We start from the raw sequence: 15726 nt of genomic DNA, 5'->3' as shown, positions 1-15726 counted from the left end.
GCATTGAAGGGCATAGCATGAGCGGTGTGAACGATATCCGGTCGACATTCCTCGACTATTTCAAGAAGAACGGTCATGAGATCGTCTCGTCGAGCCCGCTCGTGCCGCGCAACGACCCGACGCTGATGTTCACCAATGCCGGCATGGTGCAGTTCAAGAACGTCTTCACCGGCCTGGAGAAACGCCCCTATTCGACGGCGACGACCTCGCAGAAATGCGTGCGCGCCGGCGGCAAGCATAACGATCTCGACAATGTCGGCTATACCGCCCGCCACCTGACCTTCTTCGAAATGCTCGGCAACTTCTCGTTCGGCGATTATTTCAAGGAGAATGCGATCGAGCTTGCCTGGAAGCTCGTCACCGAGGGTTTCGATCTGCCGAAGCATCGCCTGCTGGTCACCGTCTATTCCGAAGACGAGGAAGCTGCGACGCTCTGGAAGAAGATCGCCGGCTTCTCCGACGACAAGATCATCCGCATCCCGACCTCGGACAATTTCTGGCAGATGGGCGATACCGGCCCCTGCGGTCCATGCTCTGAAATCTTCATCGACCAGGGTGAGAACGTCTGGGGCGGCCCTCCCGGTTCGCCTGAGGAAGATGGCGACCGGTTCCTGGAATTCTGGAACCTCGTCTTCATGCAGTTCGAGCAAACGGAGCCTGGCGTTCGCAACCCGTTGCCGCGTCCGTCGATCGATACCGGCATGGGCCTGGAGCGCATGGCGTGCATTCTGCAAGGCGTTCAGAGCGTTTTCGACACAGACCTGTTCCGCACACTGATCGGCGCCATCGAAGAGACGATGGGCGCCAAGGCCAAGGGCAGCGCCAGCCACCGCGTCATCGCCGACCATCTGCGCTCTTCGGCCTTCCTGATCGCCGACGGCGTGCTGCCGTCGAATGAAGGCCGCGGCTATGTGCTGCGCCGTATCATGCGCCGCGCCATGCGGCACGCCCAGCTTCTCGGCGCCAAGGAGCCGCTGATGTACAAGCTGCTGCCGACGCTGGTGCAGGAGATGGGCCGCGCTTATCCGGAACTCGTGCGCGCCGAAGCACTGATCTCGGAGACGCTGAAACTCGAAGAAGGCCGCTTCCGCAAGACGCTGGAGCGTGGCCTGTCGCTGCTGTCGGATGCGACCACCGATCTCGGCAAGGGCGACATGCTGGATGGCGAGACCGCCTTCAAGCTCTACGACACCTATGGCTTCCCGCTCGACCTGACGCAGGATGCGCTGCGTGCCCGTGAGATCGGCGTCGATATCTCCGGCTTCACCGATGCCATGCAGCGCCAGAAGGCCGAAGCTCGTTCGCACTGGGCCGGTTCCGGCGAGAAGGCAACCGAAACCATCTGGTTCGAGCTTAGAGAAAAGCACGGCGCAACCGAATTCCTGGGTTACGACACCGAGACCGCTGAGGGCGTCGTGCAGGCGATCGTCAGGGAAGGCGCCGCTGCCGAAGAGGTCAAGGCCGGCGACAAGGTGCAGATCGTCGTCAACCAGACGCCGTTCTACGGCGAGTCCGGCGGCCAGATGGGCGATACCGGCGTCATCTCGTCCGACCACGGCAGAATAGAGATCTCGGACACGCAGAAGAAGGGTGAAGGCCTCTTCGTGCATTCCGGCGTCGTTGTCGAAGGTGCATTCAAGGCTGGCGATGCGGTTGTCCTGACCGTCGATCACGCCCGCCGTTCGCGCCTGCGCGCCAACCACTCGGCAACACACCTGCTGCATGAAGCGCTGCGCGAGGTGCTCGGCACCCATGTTGCCCAGAAGGGTTCTCTGGTTGCGCCCGAACGGCTGCGTTTCGACGTGTCTCACCCGAAGCCGATGTCGGCCGAGGAGTTGAAGATCGTCGAAGATATGGCCAACGAGATCGTGCTGCAGAATTCGGCCGTCACCACCCGCCTGATGAGCGTCGACGATGCCATCGAGGAAGGCGCGATGGCACTCTTCGGCGAGAAGTACGGCGATGAAGTGCGTGTGGTCTCGATGGGCACAGGCGTTCATGGCGCAAAGAGCAACAAGCCTTACTCGGTCGAGCTTTGTGGCGGCACGCATGTGTCGGCCACCGGTCAGATCGGCCTGATCCGCGTTCTCGGCGAAAGTGCTGTCGGCGCCGGGGTTCGCCGTATCGAAGCGGTGACCGGTGAATCGGCGCGCGAATATCTGGCCGAGCAGGACGATCGCGTGAAGACGCTGGCTGCCTCGCTGAAGGTTCAGCCTTCGGAAGTTCTGTCGCGCGTCGAGGCGCTGATGGACGAGCGCCGCAAACTGGAGAAAGAACTGGCCGATGCCAAGCGCAAGCTCGCCATGGGTGGCGGGCAGGGCGGTTCTGCCGATGCCGTGCGCGAGGTCGCCGGCGTCAAGTTCCTTGGCAAGTCGATATCGGGGGTCGATCCCAAGGACCTCAAGGGGCTTGCCGATGACGGCAAGACCAGCATCGGCTCCGGCGTCGTCACGCTGATCGGCGTGTCCGACGATGGCAAGGCGAGCGCCGTCGTCGCGGTGACGCCGGATCTCGTCGATCGTTTCAGTGCTGTCGATCTGGTGCGCGTCGCCTCGGCCGCCCTCGGCGGCAAGGGCGGCGGCGGCCGCCCCGACATGGCCCAGGCCGGCGGCCCGGATGGCGCCAAGGCTGATGAGGCGCTTGAGGCTGTTGCAGCGGCACTCGCCGGCTGATCGCCAAGCCTGAGACCTGTTTGAAATGGCAACCGGCTGCGAGATCTTAGATTTCGCAGCCGCTTTGTTTTCGGCCCGTTGCGGTGGTCAGTTTCTCGTTTGCAGCGCGAGACGGCAGGCAAGCCCGGTAAAGACCGTCGCGAGCATATATTGCGGCAGTTTCGGGAAACTGCGCATCGAGCTAAGCCGTGACCTGATCTGGCTTCCGAGAAGGATGACGGCTCCATTCACAACGAAGCCGATCAGGTTCAGGATGGTGGCTAGCACCAGCATTTGCACCACCATCGAGCCGCTCTCCGCATTCACGAATTGTGGGAAGAGCGCTATGACGAAGAGCGCCATTTTCGGATTGAGCAGGTTGGTGGCGAGGCCGGCGAAGAAGATGCGCCGACCCGAGAGCCTCTTCAACGTGGAAGCAGGCGCGAAGACGGTGCCTTCCGAACGAATAGTCTTGTATGCGAGGTAGAGCAGATAGCCGCAGCCGGTCCAGCGCACGGCCTCATAGGCGACAGGTACGGTCAAGAAGAGCTGCGAGAGCCCGAAAGCGGCAGCAAGGGCGTGGCAATAAGTGCCGAGCGCAATACCCGCATAGGTCAAAAATCCGGCAGTGCGTCCCTGGCTGATGCTGCGCGAGGCAATCAGCAGCATGTCGGGACCGGGCGTGGCTGTCAGGACCAGCGCTGCGGCGGCAAAGAGTATCAATGTTGAAAAGTCCGGCATCAATCTTCCTCTTGGGTTCGAGCCGGAATTCCGGTTTATGCGGGATTCGCCGCCAGTTCAAGTCCGCAGGATTTGTCAAATCGGGATATGGTTCTCTGCAACCGATCGATTTGCATGAGGTTTGACAATGAACGGCGAAACGGCATGGGCACTTTATGAAAGCCGTCTGAGACGGGTTTCGGCCTATATTCACGACCACCTCGACGAGGAGCTGGATATGGCGCGTATTGCCGAGATCGCCTGCCTGTCGAGCTATCACTGGCACAGGATCTACCGGGCGATTTACGGCGAGACGCTGGCGGCCACCGTCAAGCGGCTGCGGCTGCATCGCGCAGCGGGCGAGATCGTCGGCACGGAGCTTGCCGTCGGCGAGATTGCAAAGCGATCAGGCTATCCCAATCTCCAATCCTTCACGCGCATTTTCAAGTCGGTCTACGGCATGCCGCCAGGTCGCTACCGGAAAGAGGGAAGCCACACAGCCTTCCAACCCTTACCTAACGGAAAGACCAACGCCATGTTCGACGTGACCATACGTGAGATCGCACCGACCGAACTGATCGGTGTCGCCCATACCGGCTCCTATATGGAGATCGGCAAAGCCTTCGAAACATTGTTCGGCACGCTTTACGCCCGCGGCCTCGCCAGGCCCGAGATGCGGATGATCGGCGTCTATCTCGACGATCCCGACATCGTGTCGGCCGAAAAGCTGCGCTCGATCGCTTGCGTCACCGGCTCTGCCAATGTTCCGGCCGAAGCGCCGTTCGAGAAGCGCACGATCGACGGCGGCGACTATGCGGTGCTGCGCCACAAAGGCCCCTATGCCGACATGCACAAGGCCTATCAGTGGCTTTATGCGGAATGGCTGCCCAGATCGGGACGGCAGCTGAAGGACAGAGTCATGTTCGAGGAATATCTCAACAATCCGCGCGACGTGCCGCCGACCGAGTTGATGACGGATATCCATATGCCGCTCGCCTGAGGGCTGACATCCCGGCGCGGCCACATTGGAGCCGCGCCGGCGGCGATCAGGCCGCCTGCATCGTCTTGCCGGCCTCGTCATCCAGCGCATTGGCGCGCTTATAGGCCTCTCGTTCGCTGATGCGGCCGAAATAATCGACGAAGGCCTGGCGTTTTTCGATGCTGCCGAAGCCGAGGCCCCAGCCGATATGCGAGCCGACATAGACGTCGGCGGCGGTGAAGCGCTCGCCGGCAACATAAATCGAGCCGGAAACGGCCATTTCGAGCGTGTTCATGACGTCGCTGAAACCGCCGCAGCCGGCCATGCGCAACTTCTCCGTCGGAATGTCGAAGCCCAGAGCCCTCATTGTCATTGCCGATTCCAGCGGACCGGCGGCAAAGAACATCCAGCGGTAATAGGCGGCGCGCTCCTGCGGTTTGGGGGCCAGCCCCTTTTCCGGGAAGGTTTCGGCGAGATAGGCGCAGATCGCCGCGCATTCGGTGACGACGGTGTTGCCATGGCGGATCGCCGGCACCTTGCCCATCGGGTTGACCCGCAGATATTCCGGCGCCTTCATGGTTTCGCCGAAGGTCAGGAGTTCGGTACGATAGGGCTGACCGATTTCCTCCAGCATCCAGCGCGCGATGCGGCCGCGTGACATCGGGTTCGTGTAGAATACCAATTCTTCGGTCATGACATCCTCCTCCTGTTGCGTTGCTCGGAATCAATAGCGCGGCAAGGTCTTTGTGCAACCCCCGATCTTTAGAGAGCCTTGCGGTACTGGATGAAGCCCGAACGTTCGGCGATCTTGTCGTAAAGCCGCCGGGCCGTTGCATTCGTTTCGTGCGTCATCCAGTAGAGCCTGCCGGCGCCGTTTGTGCGCGCCAGATCGGCGACGGCATCGATCAGAGCGGCACCTGCCGAGGCCGCGTTGGCTGTTTTCGACATAGAGATCCTGCAGGTAGCAGGTCCATTGCGGCAGCCAGCAGGAGCGGTGAAAGATGGCATGGACGATGCCGACGAGGCGGCCGTCTTCGCCGAAGGCGCCGAGCGCATGCATCGGTTCGTCGGGATCGTGAAAGCGAGCCCAGGTGAGATCCGTGGTTTCGGGCGGGATGACCACCTCGTAGAAGCGCTGATACGCTTCCCATAGGGGGGCCCAGGCGGTGCGGTCGGAGGGTTCAAGCGGTCGCAGGATGGCGGTCATCGGTTCGTTCCCAAATAAAAACGGCGGGGAAATCCCCGCCGTTTCAATGCTATCGCGAAAGGGGAGGCTTACGCCATCGCCTTCTGCAGGTTCTGGTCGATCTTGTCGAGGAAGGCGGTGGTCGAGAGCCACGGCTGATCCGGGCCGATCAAGAGCGCCAGGTCCTTGGTCATGAAGCCGGATTCGACGGTATCGACGCAGACCTTTTCGAGCGTCGAGGCGAAGCGGGCCAGTTCGGCGTTGTCGTCGAGCTTGGCGCGGTGAGCGAGGCCGCGGGTCCAGGCGAAGATCGAGGCGATCGAGTTCGTCGAGGTTTCCTGGCCCTTCTGGTGCTGGCGGTAGTGGCGGGTGACCGTGCCGTGAGCGGCTTCGGCTTCGACCGTCTTGCCGTCCGGCGTGAGCAGGACCGAGGTCATCAGGCCGAGCGAGCCGAAGCCCTGGGCGACCGTATCGGACTGGACGTCCCCGTCATAGTTCTTGCAGGCCCAGACGTAACCGCCCGACCACTTGAGCGCCGAGGCGACCATGTCGTCGATCAGGCGGTGTTCGTAGGTGATGCCGGCTTCCTTGAACTGATCCTTGAATTCGGTCTCGTAGACTTCCTCGAAGATGTCCTTGAAGCGGCCGTCATAGGCCTTGAGGATGGTGTTCTTGGTCGACAGATAGACCGGCCACTTGCGCATCAGGCCGTACATCATCGAGGCGCGGGCGAATTCGCGGATCGATTCGTCGAGGTTGTACATGGCCATGGCGACGCCGGCGCCCGGCGCGTTGAAGACTTCCTTTTCGATCACGGTGCCGTCTTCGCCGACGAACTTGATCGTCAGCTTGCCCTTGCCGGGGAATTTGAAGTCGGTCGCGCGGTACTGGTCGCCGAAAGCGTGACGGCCGACAACGATCGGCTGCGTCCAGCCGGGAACCAGGCGCGGCACGTTTTTGCAAATGATCGGCTCGCGGAAGATGACGCCGCCCAGGATGTTGCGGATCGTGCCGTTCGGGCTCTTCCACATTTCCTTGAGGTTGAATTCCTTGACGCGGGCTTCGTCCGGGGTGATCGTCGCGCACTTGATGCCGACGCCGTATTTCTTGATGGCGTTGGCGGCATCGACCGTTACCTGGTCGTTGGTGGCGTCGCGGTTTTCAACGGAGAGGTCGAAATAGTCGATATCGAGGTCGAGATACGGATGGATCAGCTTATCCTTGATGAGCTGCCAGATGATGCGCGTCATTTCATCGCCGTCGAGATCGGCGACGGGATTGGCGACCTTGATCTTGTTCATGTATCTGCCTCGTTCGAGCTTGAAGGGGACAAGCGTCCCGGGTGGGTGACGTGATGAGGAGCGCTATAGCATTGTGAACCGGGAACGCAAAGCTGCAACGGGTTTCACAATGCGTTTTTGCCGGCATTGCCAAGCGCCGAAATCTGGCTAGTGTCCGCCTTGATTTGCCCGCCCCGGAACATTCGATCATGAAGACAATCGCCGTTGTTATCGCAAGCCTTATCGCCTTTTCAGGGGCCGCCCATGCGGCCGATGCCACCGCTCCGGTGAAGGAGATCATGGAGGCAACCAAGAACAACTGGGCCGACAACAACAGCGATTGGACAGACATCTTCGATGCGAGCCGGCTCGACCATCTCTACAGCAAGGACTTCGTCGCGAAATACCAGGCGGCCGCGCAATTTCCCGCCGGCGACGACGACGACGGCATATCGCCCTTCGATTACGACGTCATCGTCAACGGCCAGGATGCATGCCCGCTGGAGGATCTGACGATGGCGGCGGCGCCACCGGCCAACGGGACGACCGAGGTCACGGTACGCTTCATGAAATCCGCCTGCGCGGACGCTCCTGACGCTAAGGACTACACGACCGTTCGCTTCGAGGTGGTCGAGGAGGCTGGCCAGGCCGTCATCGATGATATCGTCACCGAGAATATCGAAACGCAGGGCCGCGATTCCTTGAAGGCGACGATGACGCTGATTGCCAAGGGCCAATAGGCGCGCGACAGTCGCGACCGTCGAGATTCGATCTCGGGCGATTTGCTTCGCCCGGCATGGCATTATCTGTCGATCCTTCCGCGGCATGAGGGGGCCTGCATTTGTTTTCCGGTTTTCAGGCTCGCGACTGGCTGCTTGCCAATGATCCGGCGCTTTCGCGTCTGCGCATGGCCCTGCGGGTGACGCTGACGATCGTTTTCTCCTTTTTGGTCCTTCTTGCCATCCACACGTTCATCCTGCCGTTGCCGACTGCGGCATTCGGCCTCGGCATCGTGCTGTCGATCGAAGGTGGAGTGGCGGTGCGCGACAAGGGCAATTCCCGCCAGTTGGTGACGCGGCTCTTCGGCTGTGTGGCAAGCCTTGCCGTCGTCGGCATCGCGGCGGGGCTCGAGGATCGCCGTCTTCTCTCCGATCTCGTCTTCCTGGTGGTGATCGCGCTCGCATCGGCGGGACGGGTGTTCGGGCCGCGCGGTTTTGCCATCGGCATGTTCGCCTTCACCTCCTATTTCATGGGCGCTTATTTCCGGCCGCCGCTTGCCGAGCTGCCGGAAGTCGCGATCGGCCCTGTCGTCGCTGTGCTTATCGGCCATCTGGTGAGGGCGGTGCTGTTGCCCGACGATTGGCGGCGCGACCTGTTGCGTTCGCTCGAAAGCGTCAGGGGCCGGATCAACCAGATCCTTTTCAAGCTCGCCGCCATCGCCGGCGGCGCCGAGATCGGCGAAGCCGACCGGCAGGAACTGCGGCAGCTGGAAGACCGGCTGAAGGAAGTGGTGCTGATGGCGGAAACCTTCATCCCGCGCCCGCCGGCCGGCGTTTTCGACGCTGCCGCCGACCCCGCCGCCGAACTGGCGATCCGGCTTTTCGACGCCCATCTTGCCGCCGAGAGTGCGATCGTGCTGAGCTTCCAGAGCCCGCCGCCTTTTGCGCTCGTCCATGCGGTCATCGAGGCGGATGCGGCGGAACTTGCAAGATTTGAAGGGATGGCCGATGCCATCAGGGATCAGCCGCAGGGCGAAACCGTGCGGGCGCTCCTCTGGCTTGGCGAGGCGCGACAGCAGTTGACGCAGGCGATCGGCGAGGGGCAGGCCTCCGGTTTCTCCGAGATCGATGCGATCAAGGATACGGCGCAATCCCAGGCGATCGATTTTTCGCTCGCCAATCCTCTGCTGCGGTCGGCGCTGCAGATCACCATCGCGTCGGCGATCGCCATGAGCTTCGGCCTGCTCTTGTCGCGCGAACGCTGGTTCTGGGCGGTGCTTGCCTCCTTCCTGGTGTTCACCAACACCAATTCGCGCGGCGACACGGCGATGAGGGCGCTGTCGCGCTCGCTCGGGACCGTGTCCGGGATCGCTATCGGCCTTGTGCTGGCAACGCTGATTTCAGGCGAGCCCGCGATCGCCATTCCGGTTGCCGCAGTCTGTATCTTCCTCGCCTTCTATTTTCTGCAGGTTTCCTATGCGACCATGACCTTCTTCATCTCGATCGTGCTCTGCCTGGTCTACGGCATGACCGGCGTGCTGACGCTCGATCTGTTGAAGCTGCGGATCGGGGAGACCATGATCGGGGCGGCGGCCGGAACGGCGGTCGCCTTTATCGTCTTCCCCACACGCACGCGCGGCGCGCTTGATTCCGCGCTTGCCCGTTGGTTCCAGGCGCTGCGCGACCTGCTTGGCGCGTTGGGCGAAGGCAAGAGCGGTTTCGAACTGATGGCGCTGTCGCAGAAGATCGATGCCTGCTACCGCGACGTGACGGTCGCAGCGCGGCCGCTCGGCTCTTCCTGGTCGGTGGTGACGCGACCGGGCCAGATCCGCCAGACGCTGGCGATCTTCCTGTCCTGCACCTACTGGGCGCGTATCCTCGCGAAGAATTACGAAGTGCCGGCCGCCGCCGACATTCTGAATAGGCTGATCGCGGCGGATCTGGCGCTGATCGACAATGCCGCCCAGCGCGGCTCGAGCTGTTTCCTGATCAAGCGCAAGGCCTCGCGGACGACAGGGCGACACCTGCCGCTGTCGCGCGAGGGCGCCAGGCTGGGGCTCGAAATGATCGGTTCGGCGCTGGAAAGGCTCTATCCGCAGGCCGACGTCTTGCCGTTTGCGACGGGCGAGGCTATTGCGCGCTCGAAACAAGGATAAGACTATGGCAGGCACGAACAGCGAGCGTCAACTTCTGGCCGAAGGGCCGGCCATCATTCTGGTCGAGCCGCAGATGGGCGAGAATATCGGCATGGTGGCGCGCGCCATGGCGAATTTCGGTCTTGCCGAACTGCGCCTTGTCAATCCACGTGACGGCTGGCCGAACGAAAAGGCGCTGGCGACCGCTTCCAAGGCCGATCACGTGATCGCGGCAACGAAGGTCTACGACACGCTGGAGCAGGCGGTCGCCGATCTCAACTTCGTCTATGCGACGACGGCGCGCGAGCGTGACGGTTATAAGCCGGTGCGCTCCCCCGTGATCGCCGCCGAGACCCTGAGGGCAAAATTCCGTGCAGGCGAGGGCACCGGCATCCTCTTCGGACGCGAGCGCTGGGGGCTGACCAATGAGGAAGTGGCGCTTGCCGACGAGATCGTCACCTTTCCCGTCAACCCAGCCTTTGCTTCGCTTAATATCGCCCAGGCCGTGCTGCTGATGTCCTATGAATGGATGAAGTCCGGCATGGAAGATGTCGGCGCTGTGCCGTTCCAGGCGATGGGGCAGACGCCCTCGACCAAGGAACAGCTGTTCGGCCTGTTCGACCAGCTGGAAGAGGCGCTGGATGCGCGCGGATATTTCCACCCTGCCGGGAAAAAGCCGAAAATGGTCGACAATCTGCGTGCCGTTCTATCCCGCCGGGCTTTCACGGAGCAGGAAATCAGCGTGCTGCGCGGCGTCATCTCTTCCCTCGACCGCTTCTCGCGCAAGAGCCCGCGCGGTGGCAGGTTCCCGACATCGGCCAAGGAAACACCGCCAGATGACAGCGACGACGCGTGAGCTGAAACCTATCCTTCTCTTCGATTCCGGCATCGGCGGGCTGACCGTCTTGCGCGAGGCGCGCGTCTTGATGCCTGAACGCGGCTTCATCTATGTCGCCGACGATGCCGGTTTTCCCTATGGCGGCTGGGAGGAACAGGCGCTGAAGGAGCGGGTTATCGGGCTCTTCGCCAAGCTGCTGGCGGATTATGACCCTGAAGTCTGCATCATCGCCTGCAACACCGCCTTCACTCTGGTCGGCGCCGACCTGCGCGCCGCCTTTCCCCGGATGACCTTTGTCGGCACCGTGCCGGCGATCAAGCCGGCGGCGGAGCGCACGCGCTCGGGTCTGGTCTCGGTGCTCGCCACCCCCGGCACGGTGAGGCGGGCCTATACGCGCGATCTCATCCAATCCTTTGCGCAGCAATGCCATGTCCGCCTCGTCGGCTCTGAGAACCTGGCGCGCATGGCCGAAGCCTATATTCGCGGCGACGCCGTCTCCGACGAAGCCGTGCTTGCCGAAATCGACCAGTGTTTTGTCGAGAAGGATGGTCAAAAGACCGATATCGTCGTGCTGGCCTGCACCCACTATCCTTTCATGGCCAATCTTTTCCGGCGGCTTGCGCCTTGGCCGGTCGACTGGCTTGATCCGGCCGAAGCAATCGCGCGGCGCGCCCGCACGCTGGTGCCGGCGGCGGCCGATGCGGTGCATCCCGATAATTTCGACTTCGCGGTCTTCACGTCCGGCCACCAGGATTTCGCGACACGACGGCTGATGCAGGGTTTCGGCCTGAGAGCATGAAGGGAATTGTCCTGTGGGTTTGCGAAATCCGGCCCTGAAAATCAGCAGATTCTTTGATAGACGGGGCGTTGCCGTTTCGGAAGAATGGCGCTTCACTCATGTGAGTCTCTTCGTCGCGAGGATCAGCATTGCAAGTTGGCATCGATATGGGGTTGGCGTCCGGCAGCCCGGCGACGCTCGATATCGAGGAGCTGCTGGCGACCCGTCTGCTCGTCCAGGGCAATTCCGGATCGGGCAAGTCGCATCTTTTGCGCCGCCTGCTCGAGCAATCCGCGCAATGGGTGCAGCAGGTCATCATCGATCCCGAGGGTGATTTCGTCACCCTCAGCGACAGGTTCGGCCATGTCGTCGTCGATGGCGAGCGCACCGAGGCGGAGCTGGCTGGTATCGCCAACCGCATCCGCCAGCATCGCGTTTCCTGCGTGCTGACGCTCGAAGGCCTCGATATCGAGCAGCAGATGCGTGCGGCTGCCGCCTTCCTCAACGGCATGTTCGATGCCGATCGCGAATACTGGTATCCGGTTCTCGTCGTCGTCGACGAGGCGCAGATGTTTGCCCCCTCCGTCGGCGGTGACGTCTCGGAAGATGCGCGCAAGATGTCGCTCGGAGCGATGACCAACCTGATGTGCCGCGGGCGCAAGCGCGGGCTTGCCGGGGTGATTGCCACGCAGCGGCTTGCCAAGCTCGCCAAGAACGTCGCGGCCGAGGCCTCGAACTTCCTGATGGGCCGCACCTTTCTTGATATCGACATGGCGCGCGCTGCCGACCTGCTCGGCATGGACCGCCGCCAGGCCGAAATGTTCCGCGATCTGAAGCGCGGCAATTTCGTCGCCCTCGGACCGGCGCTGTCGCGCCGGCCGCTGCCGATTCAGATCGGCGCGGTGGAAACCTCGGCGCGCTCCTCCAGCCCGAAGCTGATGCCGCTGCCGGATGCGCCGCAGGATGTCGAGGATCTCATCTTCACGCCCGATCCGGAGGAATTCCAGCGTCCGCTGGTGCGCCGTGCGCCGCCGGCGCCGCGGCCGACCACCGATATCCTGGCGGAGCTCTCACGCTCGACGCCGGCGGCGTCACCCGCGCCTGTCGAGGCGAGGGCGAGCCAGGTGGAAATCTCAGCCGAAGAGCGGGAGGAACGCCTCGCCGGCGTGCTTGCCGAAATACTCGACGATCCCACCTCCGCCTTCCGCACCGATTCCGTGCTCTACCAGGATTTTCTCGTGCGGCTGCGCATGCGCCGCGTGCCGGGACCGCCGGTCGCGCTACCGGATTTCCGCCGGCGCGTGGCGATCTCCCGCTCCGGCGTCGATGCCGCGACAGCCGCGAGCGACGAATGGGCGACGGCGCTGTCACTGTCGTCAGGTGTCACCGACGACCTGCAGGGTGTCTTCCTGATGCTCGCCAAGGCCGCCGTCTGCGGCGAACCGTGCCCGTCGGACGCCCGCATTGCCCGCGCCTACGGCACCCATTCGGCGCGGCGCGCCCGCCGCCTGCTCGGTTATTTCGAGGAGCAGGGGATTGTCGTCGTGCACACGGATTTCTCCGGTAAACGCATCGTGGCTTTCCCAGACATGAATTGCCAGACCGCGCCGGGCGACGCGAATGCGCCCGATACGGGCGATCGGCCGCTGGCTGCGGAATAGTGGCGCTTTCGGCTTTGCCGCTGTTGACATTTTCATGACGGCCTTCTAAAGACCGCCCCAAGCACCGGGCAGCAATGTCCGGTGTTTCATTTGACATGTCCCGTGGATCGTTTCTGTTCGCGTAACCGAAACATCCTGTCAGATCTCGGCAGAGATCAGAGGAGGGCGTGTTTCCTTTGCGCGGTTTGGCAACAAACCGGCATAAACCTTTGAAAGGAAATGCGATGAGCAAGCGCGAATCGTCCAAGTACAAAATTGACCGCCGTATGGGCGAAAACATCTGGGGCCGTCCGAAGTCCCCGGTGAACCGCCGCGAATACGGCCCGGGCCAGCACGGCCAGCGCCGCAAGGGCAAGCTTTCGGACTTCGGTGTGCAGCTGCGCGCCAAGCAGAAGCTCAAGGGCTACTACGGCGACCTGCGCGAAAAGCAGTTCCGCGCGATCTTCGCTGAAGCCGACCGCCGCAAGGGCGACACTTCGGAAAACCTGATCGGCCTGCTGGAATCGCGCCTCGACGCGATCGTCTATCGCGCCAAGTTCGTTCCGACGGTCTTTGCTGCCCGTCAGTTCGTCAACCATGGCCACGTCACCGTCAACGGTGTGCGCGTCAATATCGGTTCGTACCGCTGCAAGGCCGGCGACGTCATCGAAGTTCGCGAGAAGTCGAAGCAGCTGGTGATCGTTCTGGAAGCCGTCAGCCTCGCCGAGCGCGACGTTCCTGATTATATCGAAGTCGATCACAACAAGATGGTCGCCACCTTCGGCCGCGTTCCGACGCTCAGCGACGTTCCGTTCCCGGTCGTCATGGAACCGCATCTGGTCGTCGAATTCTATTCGCGTTAAGAAAAACCAGGCGTTTTCGCTTATGGAAAAGCCGCTCTTTCGGGCGGCTTTTTTGTTATCCGGAGAGAAGCGATGGCGGATCTGCAGGCAATCCTCGATAGTATCCATACCGATATCCTGCCGCGCATCGGCGAGGGCAAGGTCGCCGACTATATTCCAGAGCTTGCCAAGGTCGATCCACGGCAGTTCGGCATGGCGATCGTTACCGTCGACGGCAAGGTCTACCGTGTCGGCGATGCCGACATTGCCTTCTCGATCCAGAGCATCTCCAAGGTCTTCATGCTGACCTTGGCGCTCGGCAAGGTCGGCGAGAGCCTCTGGAAGCGCGTCGGGCGAGAACCGTCGGGATCGGCGTTCAATTCCATCGTCCAGCTCGAGCACGAGAGCGGCATCCCGCGCAATCCCTTCATCAATGCCGGCGCGATCGCCGTCAGCGATGTCGTCATGGCCGGCCATGCGCCGCGCGAGGCGATCGGCGAATTGCTGCGCTTCGTGCGTTATCTCGCCGATGACGAATCGATCACCATTGACGACAAGGTGGCGCGCTCGGAAACGCAGACGGGATATCGCAATGTCGCGCTTGCCAACTTCATGCGCGCCTACCGCAATCTCGATCACCCCGTCGACCACGTGCTCGGCGTCTATTTCCATCAATGCGCGCTGTCGATGAGCTGCGAGCAGCTGGCCCGCGCCGGGTTGTTCCTGGCGGCGCGCGGCAGCAATCCGATGACCGGCCATTCAGTGGTCTCGCCGAAGCGGGCGCGGCGCATCAATGCGCTGATGCTGACCTGCGGCCATTACGACGGCTCCGGCGACTTTGCCTATCATGTCGGCCTGCCCGGCAAAAGCGGTGTGGGCGGCGGCATCTTCGCGGTTGCGCCCGGCATCGCCTCGATCGCCGTCTGGTCGCCGGGGCTGAACAAGGTCGGCAATTCGCAGCTCGGCGCCGTGGCGCTGGAAATGCTGGCAGCACGCACGGGCTGGTCGGTTTTCGGCGATTGACGCTGTGTTGGCGAACTCGTTTCTGCTAAGGCAGACAGACCTCGATAGGACGACGCAATGAATATCGCAGCCAATATTGCGGATGATCTGGAAAACGGCGACGCCAACGGCAGCGTCGGCCATGCGCTTTTTGCGGATGCTCCGCGTTCGGTCTCCTTCAACAAGCTGCGCAAACGGCTGCTCAGGCAGGTGCGCCAGGCCTTCGACGATTTCGATATGCTGAAGGGGCAGAAGCGCTGGCTGGTCGGCCTTTCCGGCGGCAAGGATTCCTACGGGCTGCTGGCGCTGCTGCTCGATCTGCAATGGCGCGGGCTGCTACCGGTCGAGCTGATTGCCTGCAATCTCGACCAGGGGCAGCCGAACTTTCCAAAACATGTATTGCCGGATTATCTGACCAAAATCGGCGTGCAGCATCGGATCGAATACCGGGATACCTATTCGATCGTGAAGGAGAAGGTGCCGGAAGGGGCGACCTATTGCTCGCTCTGTTCGCGGCTGCGGCGTGGCAATCTTTACCGCGTCGCCCGGGAAGAGGGCTGCGATGCGCTGGTGCTCGGCCACCACCGCGAGGACATTCTCGAAACCTTCTTCATGAATTTCTTCCACGGCGGGCGGCTTGCCTCCATGCCGGCGAAGCTTCTGAACGACGAGGGCGACCTGATGGTGCTGCGGCCGCTTGCCTATGCCGCCGAGGACGACCTCGCAAAGTTTGCCGCCGCCATGCAGTTCCCGATCATCCCCTGCGATCTCTGCGGCTCGCAGGACGGGCTGCAGCGCAATGCGATGAAGGATATGCTAGCCGATATCGAGCGGCGCATGCCGGGCCGCAAGGACACGATGCTGCGGGCGCTTTCGCATGTGAACCCGTCGCATCTGCTCGATCCGAAACTCTTCGACTTTTCCACCCTTGGTGTCACCGATCCTTCATGAAAGTC

The 15726-nt window shown here is 62.2% G+C and carries 13 protein-coding genes and 1 pseudogene; 10 read left to right on the top strand and 4 right to left on the bottom strand.

Annotated elements, in window-relative coordinates:
• Positions 1 to 17 precede the first annotated feature (17 nt).
• Complete coding sequence (gene alaS, locus CO657_RS09825) at positions 18 to 2672, top strand: alanine--tRNA ligase (RefSeq protein WP_012557824.1); 2655 nt, start codon at positions 18 to 20, stop codon at positions 2670 to 2672.
• An 87-nt stretch (positions 2673 to 2759) separates the two neighbouring features.
• Here alaS and CO657_RS09820 read toward each other — a convergent pair whose 3' ends face one another.
• Positions 2760 to 3392, bottom strand: coding sequence for a LysE family translocator (locus CO657_RS09820; RefSeq protein WP_054183029.1), 633 nt, complete (start codon positions 3390 to 3392; stop codon positions 2760 to 2762).
• A 127-nt stretch (positions 3393 to 3519) separates the two neighbouring features.
• On the opposite strand from CO657_RS09820, the gene CO657_RS09815 reads away from it, so the two are divergent.
• Positions 3520 to 4371: an AraC family transcriptional regulator gene (locus CO657_RS09815; RefSeq protein WP_054183030.1), complete on the top strand. Its 852-nt coding sequence runs from the start codon at positions 3520 to 3522 to the stop codon at positions 4369 to 4371.
• Between the two features lie 46 nt (positions 4372 to 4417).
• Here the strand turns inward: CO657_RS09815 and CO657_RS09810 are convergent, their stop codons facing one another.
• The 3 genes and pseudogenes from CO657_RS09810 to CO657_RS09800 form a co-directional block, all read right to left on the bottom strand.
• The gene (locus CO657_RS09810; protein WP_054183031.1) at positions 4418 to 5044 is read right to left on the bottom strand and encodes a glutathione S-transferase family protein; all 627 of its coding nucleotides are present in this window, start codon (positions 5042 to 5044) and stop codon (positions 4418 to 4420) included.
• A gap of 68 nt (positions 5045 to 5112) precedes the next feature.
• Positions 5113 to 5557, bottom strand: a pseudogene (locus CO657_RS09805) (N-acetyltransferase family protein).
• Positions 5558 to 5625: 68 nt separating this feature from the next.
• A complete protein-coding gene (locus CO657_RS09800; RefSeq protein WP_003586206.1) occupies positions 5626 to 6837 on the bottom strand; it encodes an NADP-dependent isocitrate dehydrogenase in 1212 nt (403 codons plus the stop codon).
• Between the two features lie 188 nt (positions 6838 to 7025).
• On the opposite strand from CO657_RS09800, the gene CO657_RS09795 reads away from it, so the two are divergent.
• From CO657_RS09795 to ttcA, 8 genes are all read left to right on the top strand, one after another.
• Positions 7026 to 7556, top strand: coding sequence for a hypothetical protein (locus CO657_RS09795; RefSeq protein WP_054183032.1), 531 nt, complete (start codon positions 7026 to 7028; stop codon positions 7554 to 7556).
• Between the two features lie 95 nt (positions 7557 to 7651).
• The gene (locus CO657_RS09790; protein WP_097609945.1) at positions 7652 to 9691 is read left to right on the top strand and encodes an FUSC family protein; all 2040 of its coding nucleotides are present in this window, start codon (positions 7652 to 7654) and stop codon (positions 9689 to 9691) included.
• A gap of 4 nt (positions 9692 to 9695) precedes the next feature.
• Positions 9696 to 10526 carry an RNA methyltransferase gene (locus CO657_RS09785; protein ID WP_054183034.1) on the top strand — a complete coding sequence of 277 codons (831 nt, stop codon included), beginning with the start codon at positions 9696 to 9698 and terminating at the stop codon, positions 10524 to 10526.
• Positions 10507 to 11307 (top strand): glutamate racemase, encoded by an 801-nt coding sequence (gene murI / locus CO657_RS09780; RefSeq protein ID WP_054183035.1) that lies wholly within the window; start codon positions 10507 to 10509, stop codon positions 11305 to 11307. Before CO657_RS09785 ends, murI begins: the two co-directional genes overlap by 20 nt.
• 128 nt (positions 11308 to 11435) lie before the next feature.
• Positions 11436 to 12947 carry a helicase HerA domain-containing protein gene (locus CO657_RS09775; RefSeq protein ID WP_054183036.1) on the top strand — a complete coding sequence of 504 codons (1512 nt, stop codon included), beginning with the start codon at positions 11436 to 11438 and terminating at the stop codon, positions 12945 to 12947.
• A gap of 224 nt (positions 12948 to 13171) precedes the next feature.
• A complete protein-coding gene (rpsD, locus tag CO657_RS09770; protein WP_003586216.1) occupies positions 13172 to 13789 on the top strand; it encodes a 30S ribosomal protein S4 in 618 nt (205 codons plus the stop codon).
• Between the two features lie 72 nt (positions 13790 to 13861).
• The gene (locus tag CO657_RS09765) at positions 13862 to 14791 is read left to right on the top strand and encodes a glutaminase (RefSeq protein ID WP_054183037.1); all 930 of its coding nucleotides are present in this window, start codon (positions 13862 to 13864) and stop codon (positions 14789 to 14791) included.
• A 57-nt stretch (positions 14792 to 14848) separates the two neighbouring features.
• On the top strand, positions 14849 to 15721 hold the full coding sequence (gene ttcA / locus CO657_RS09760; protein ID WP_054183038.1) for a tRNA 2-thiocytidine(32) synthetase TtcA: 873 nt from the start codon (positions 14849 to 14851) through the stop codon (positions 15719 to 15721).
• The last annotated feature ends 5 nt before the right edge of the window (positions 15722 to 15726 follow it).

The organism is Rhizobium acidisoli, assembly GCF_002531755.2.
In the GTDB taxonomy this organism is placed as follows: domain Bacteria; phylum Pseudomonadota; class Alphaproteobacteria; order Rhizobiales; family Rhizobiaceae; genus Rhizobium; species Rhizobium acidisoli.
The sequence above is the reverse complement of the archived record's forward strand: the minus strand, read 5'-3'. Positions and strand labels throughout refer to the sequence as shown.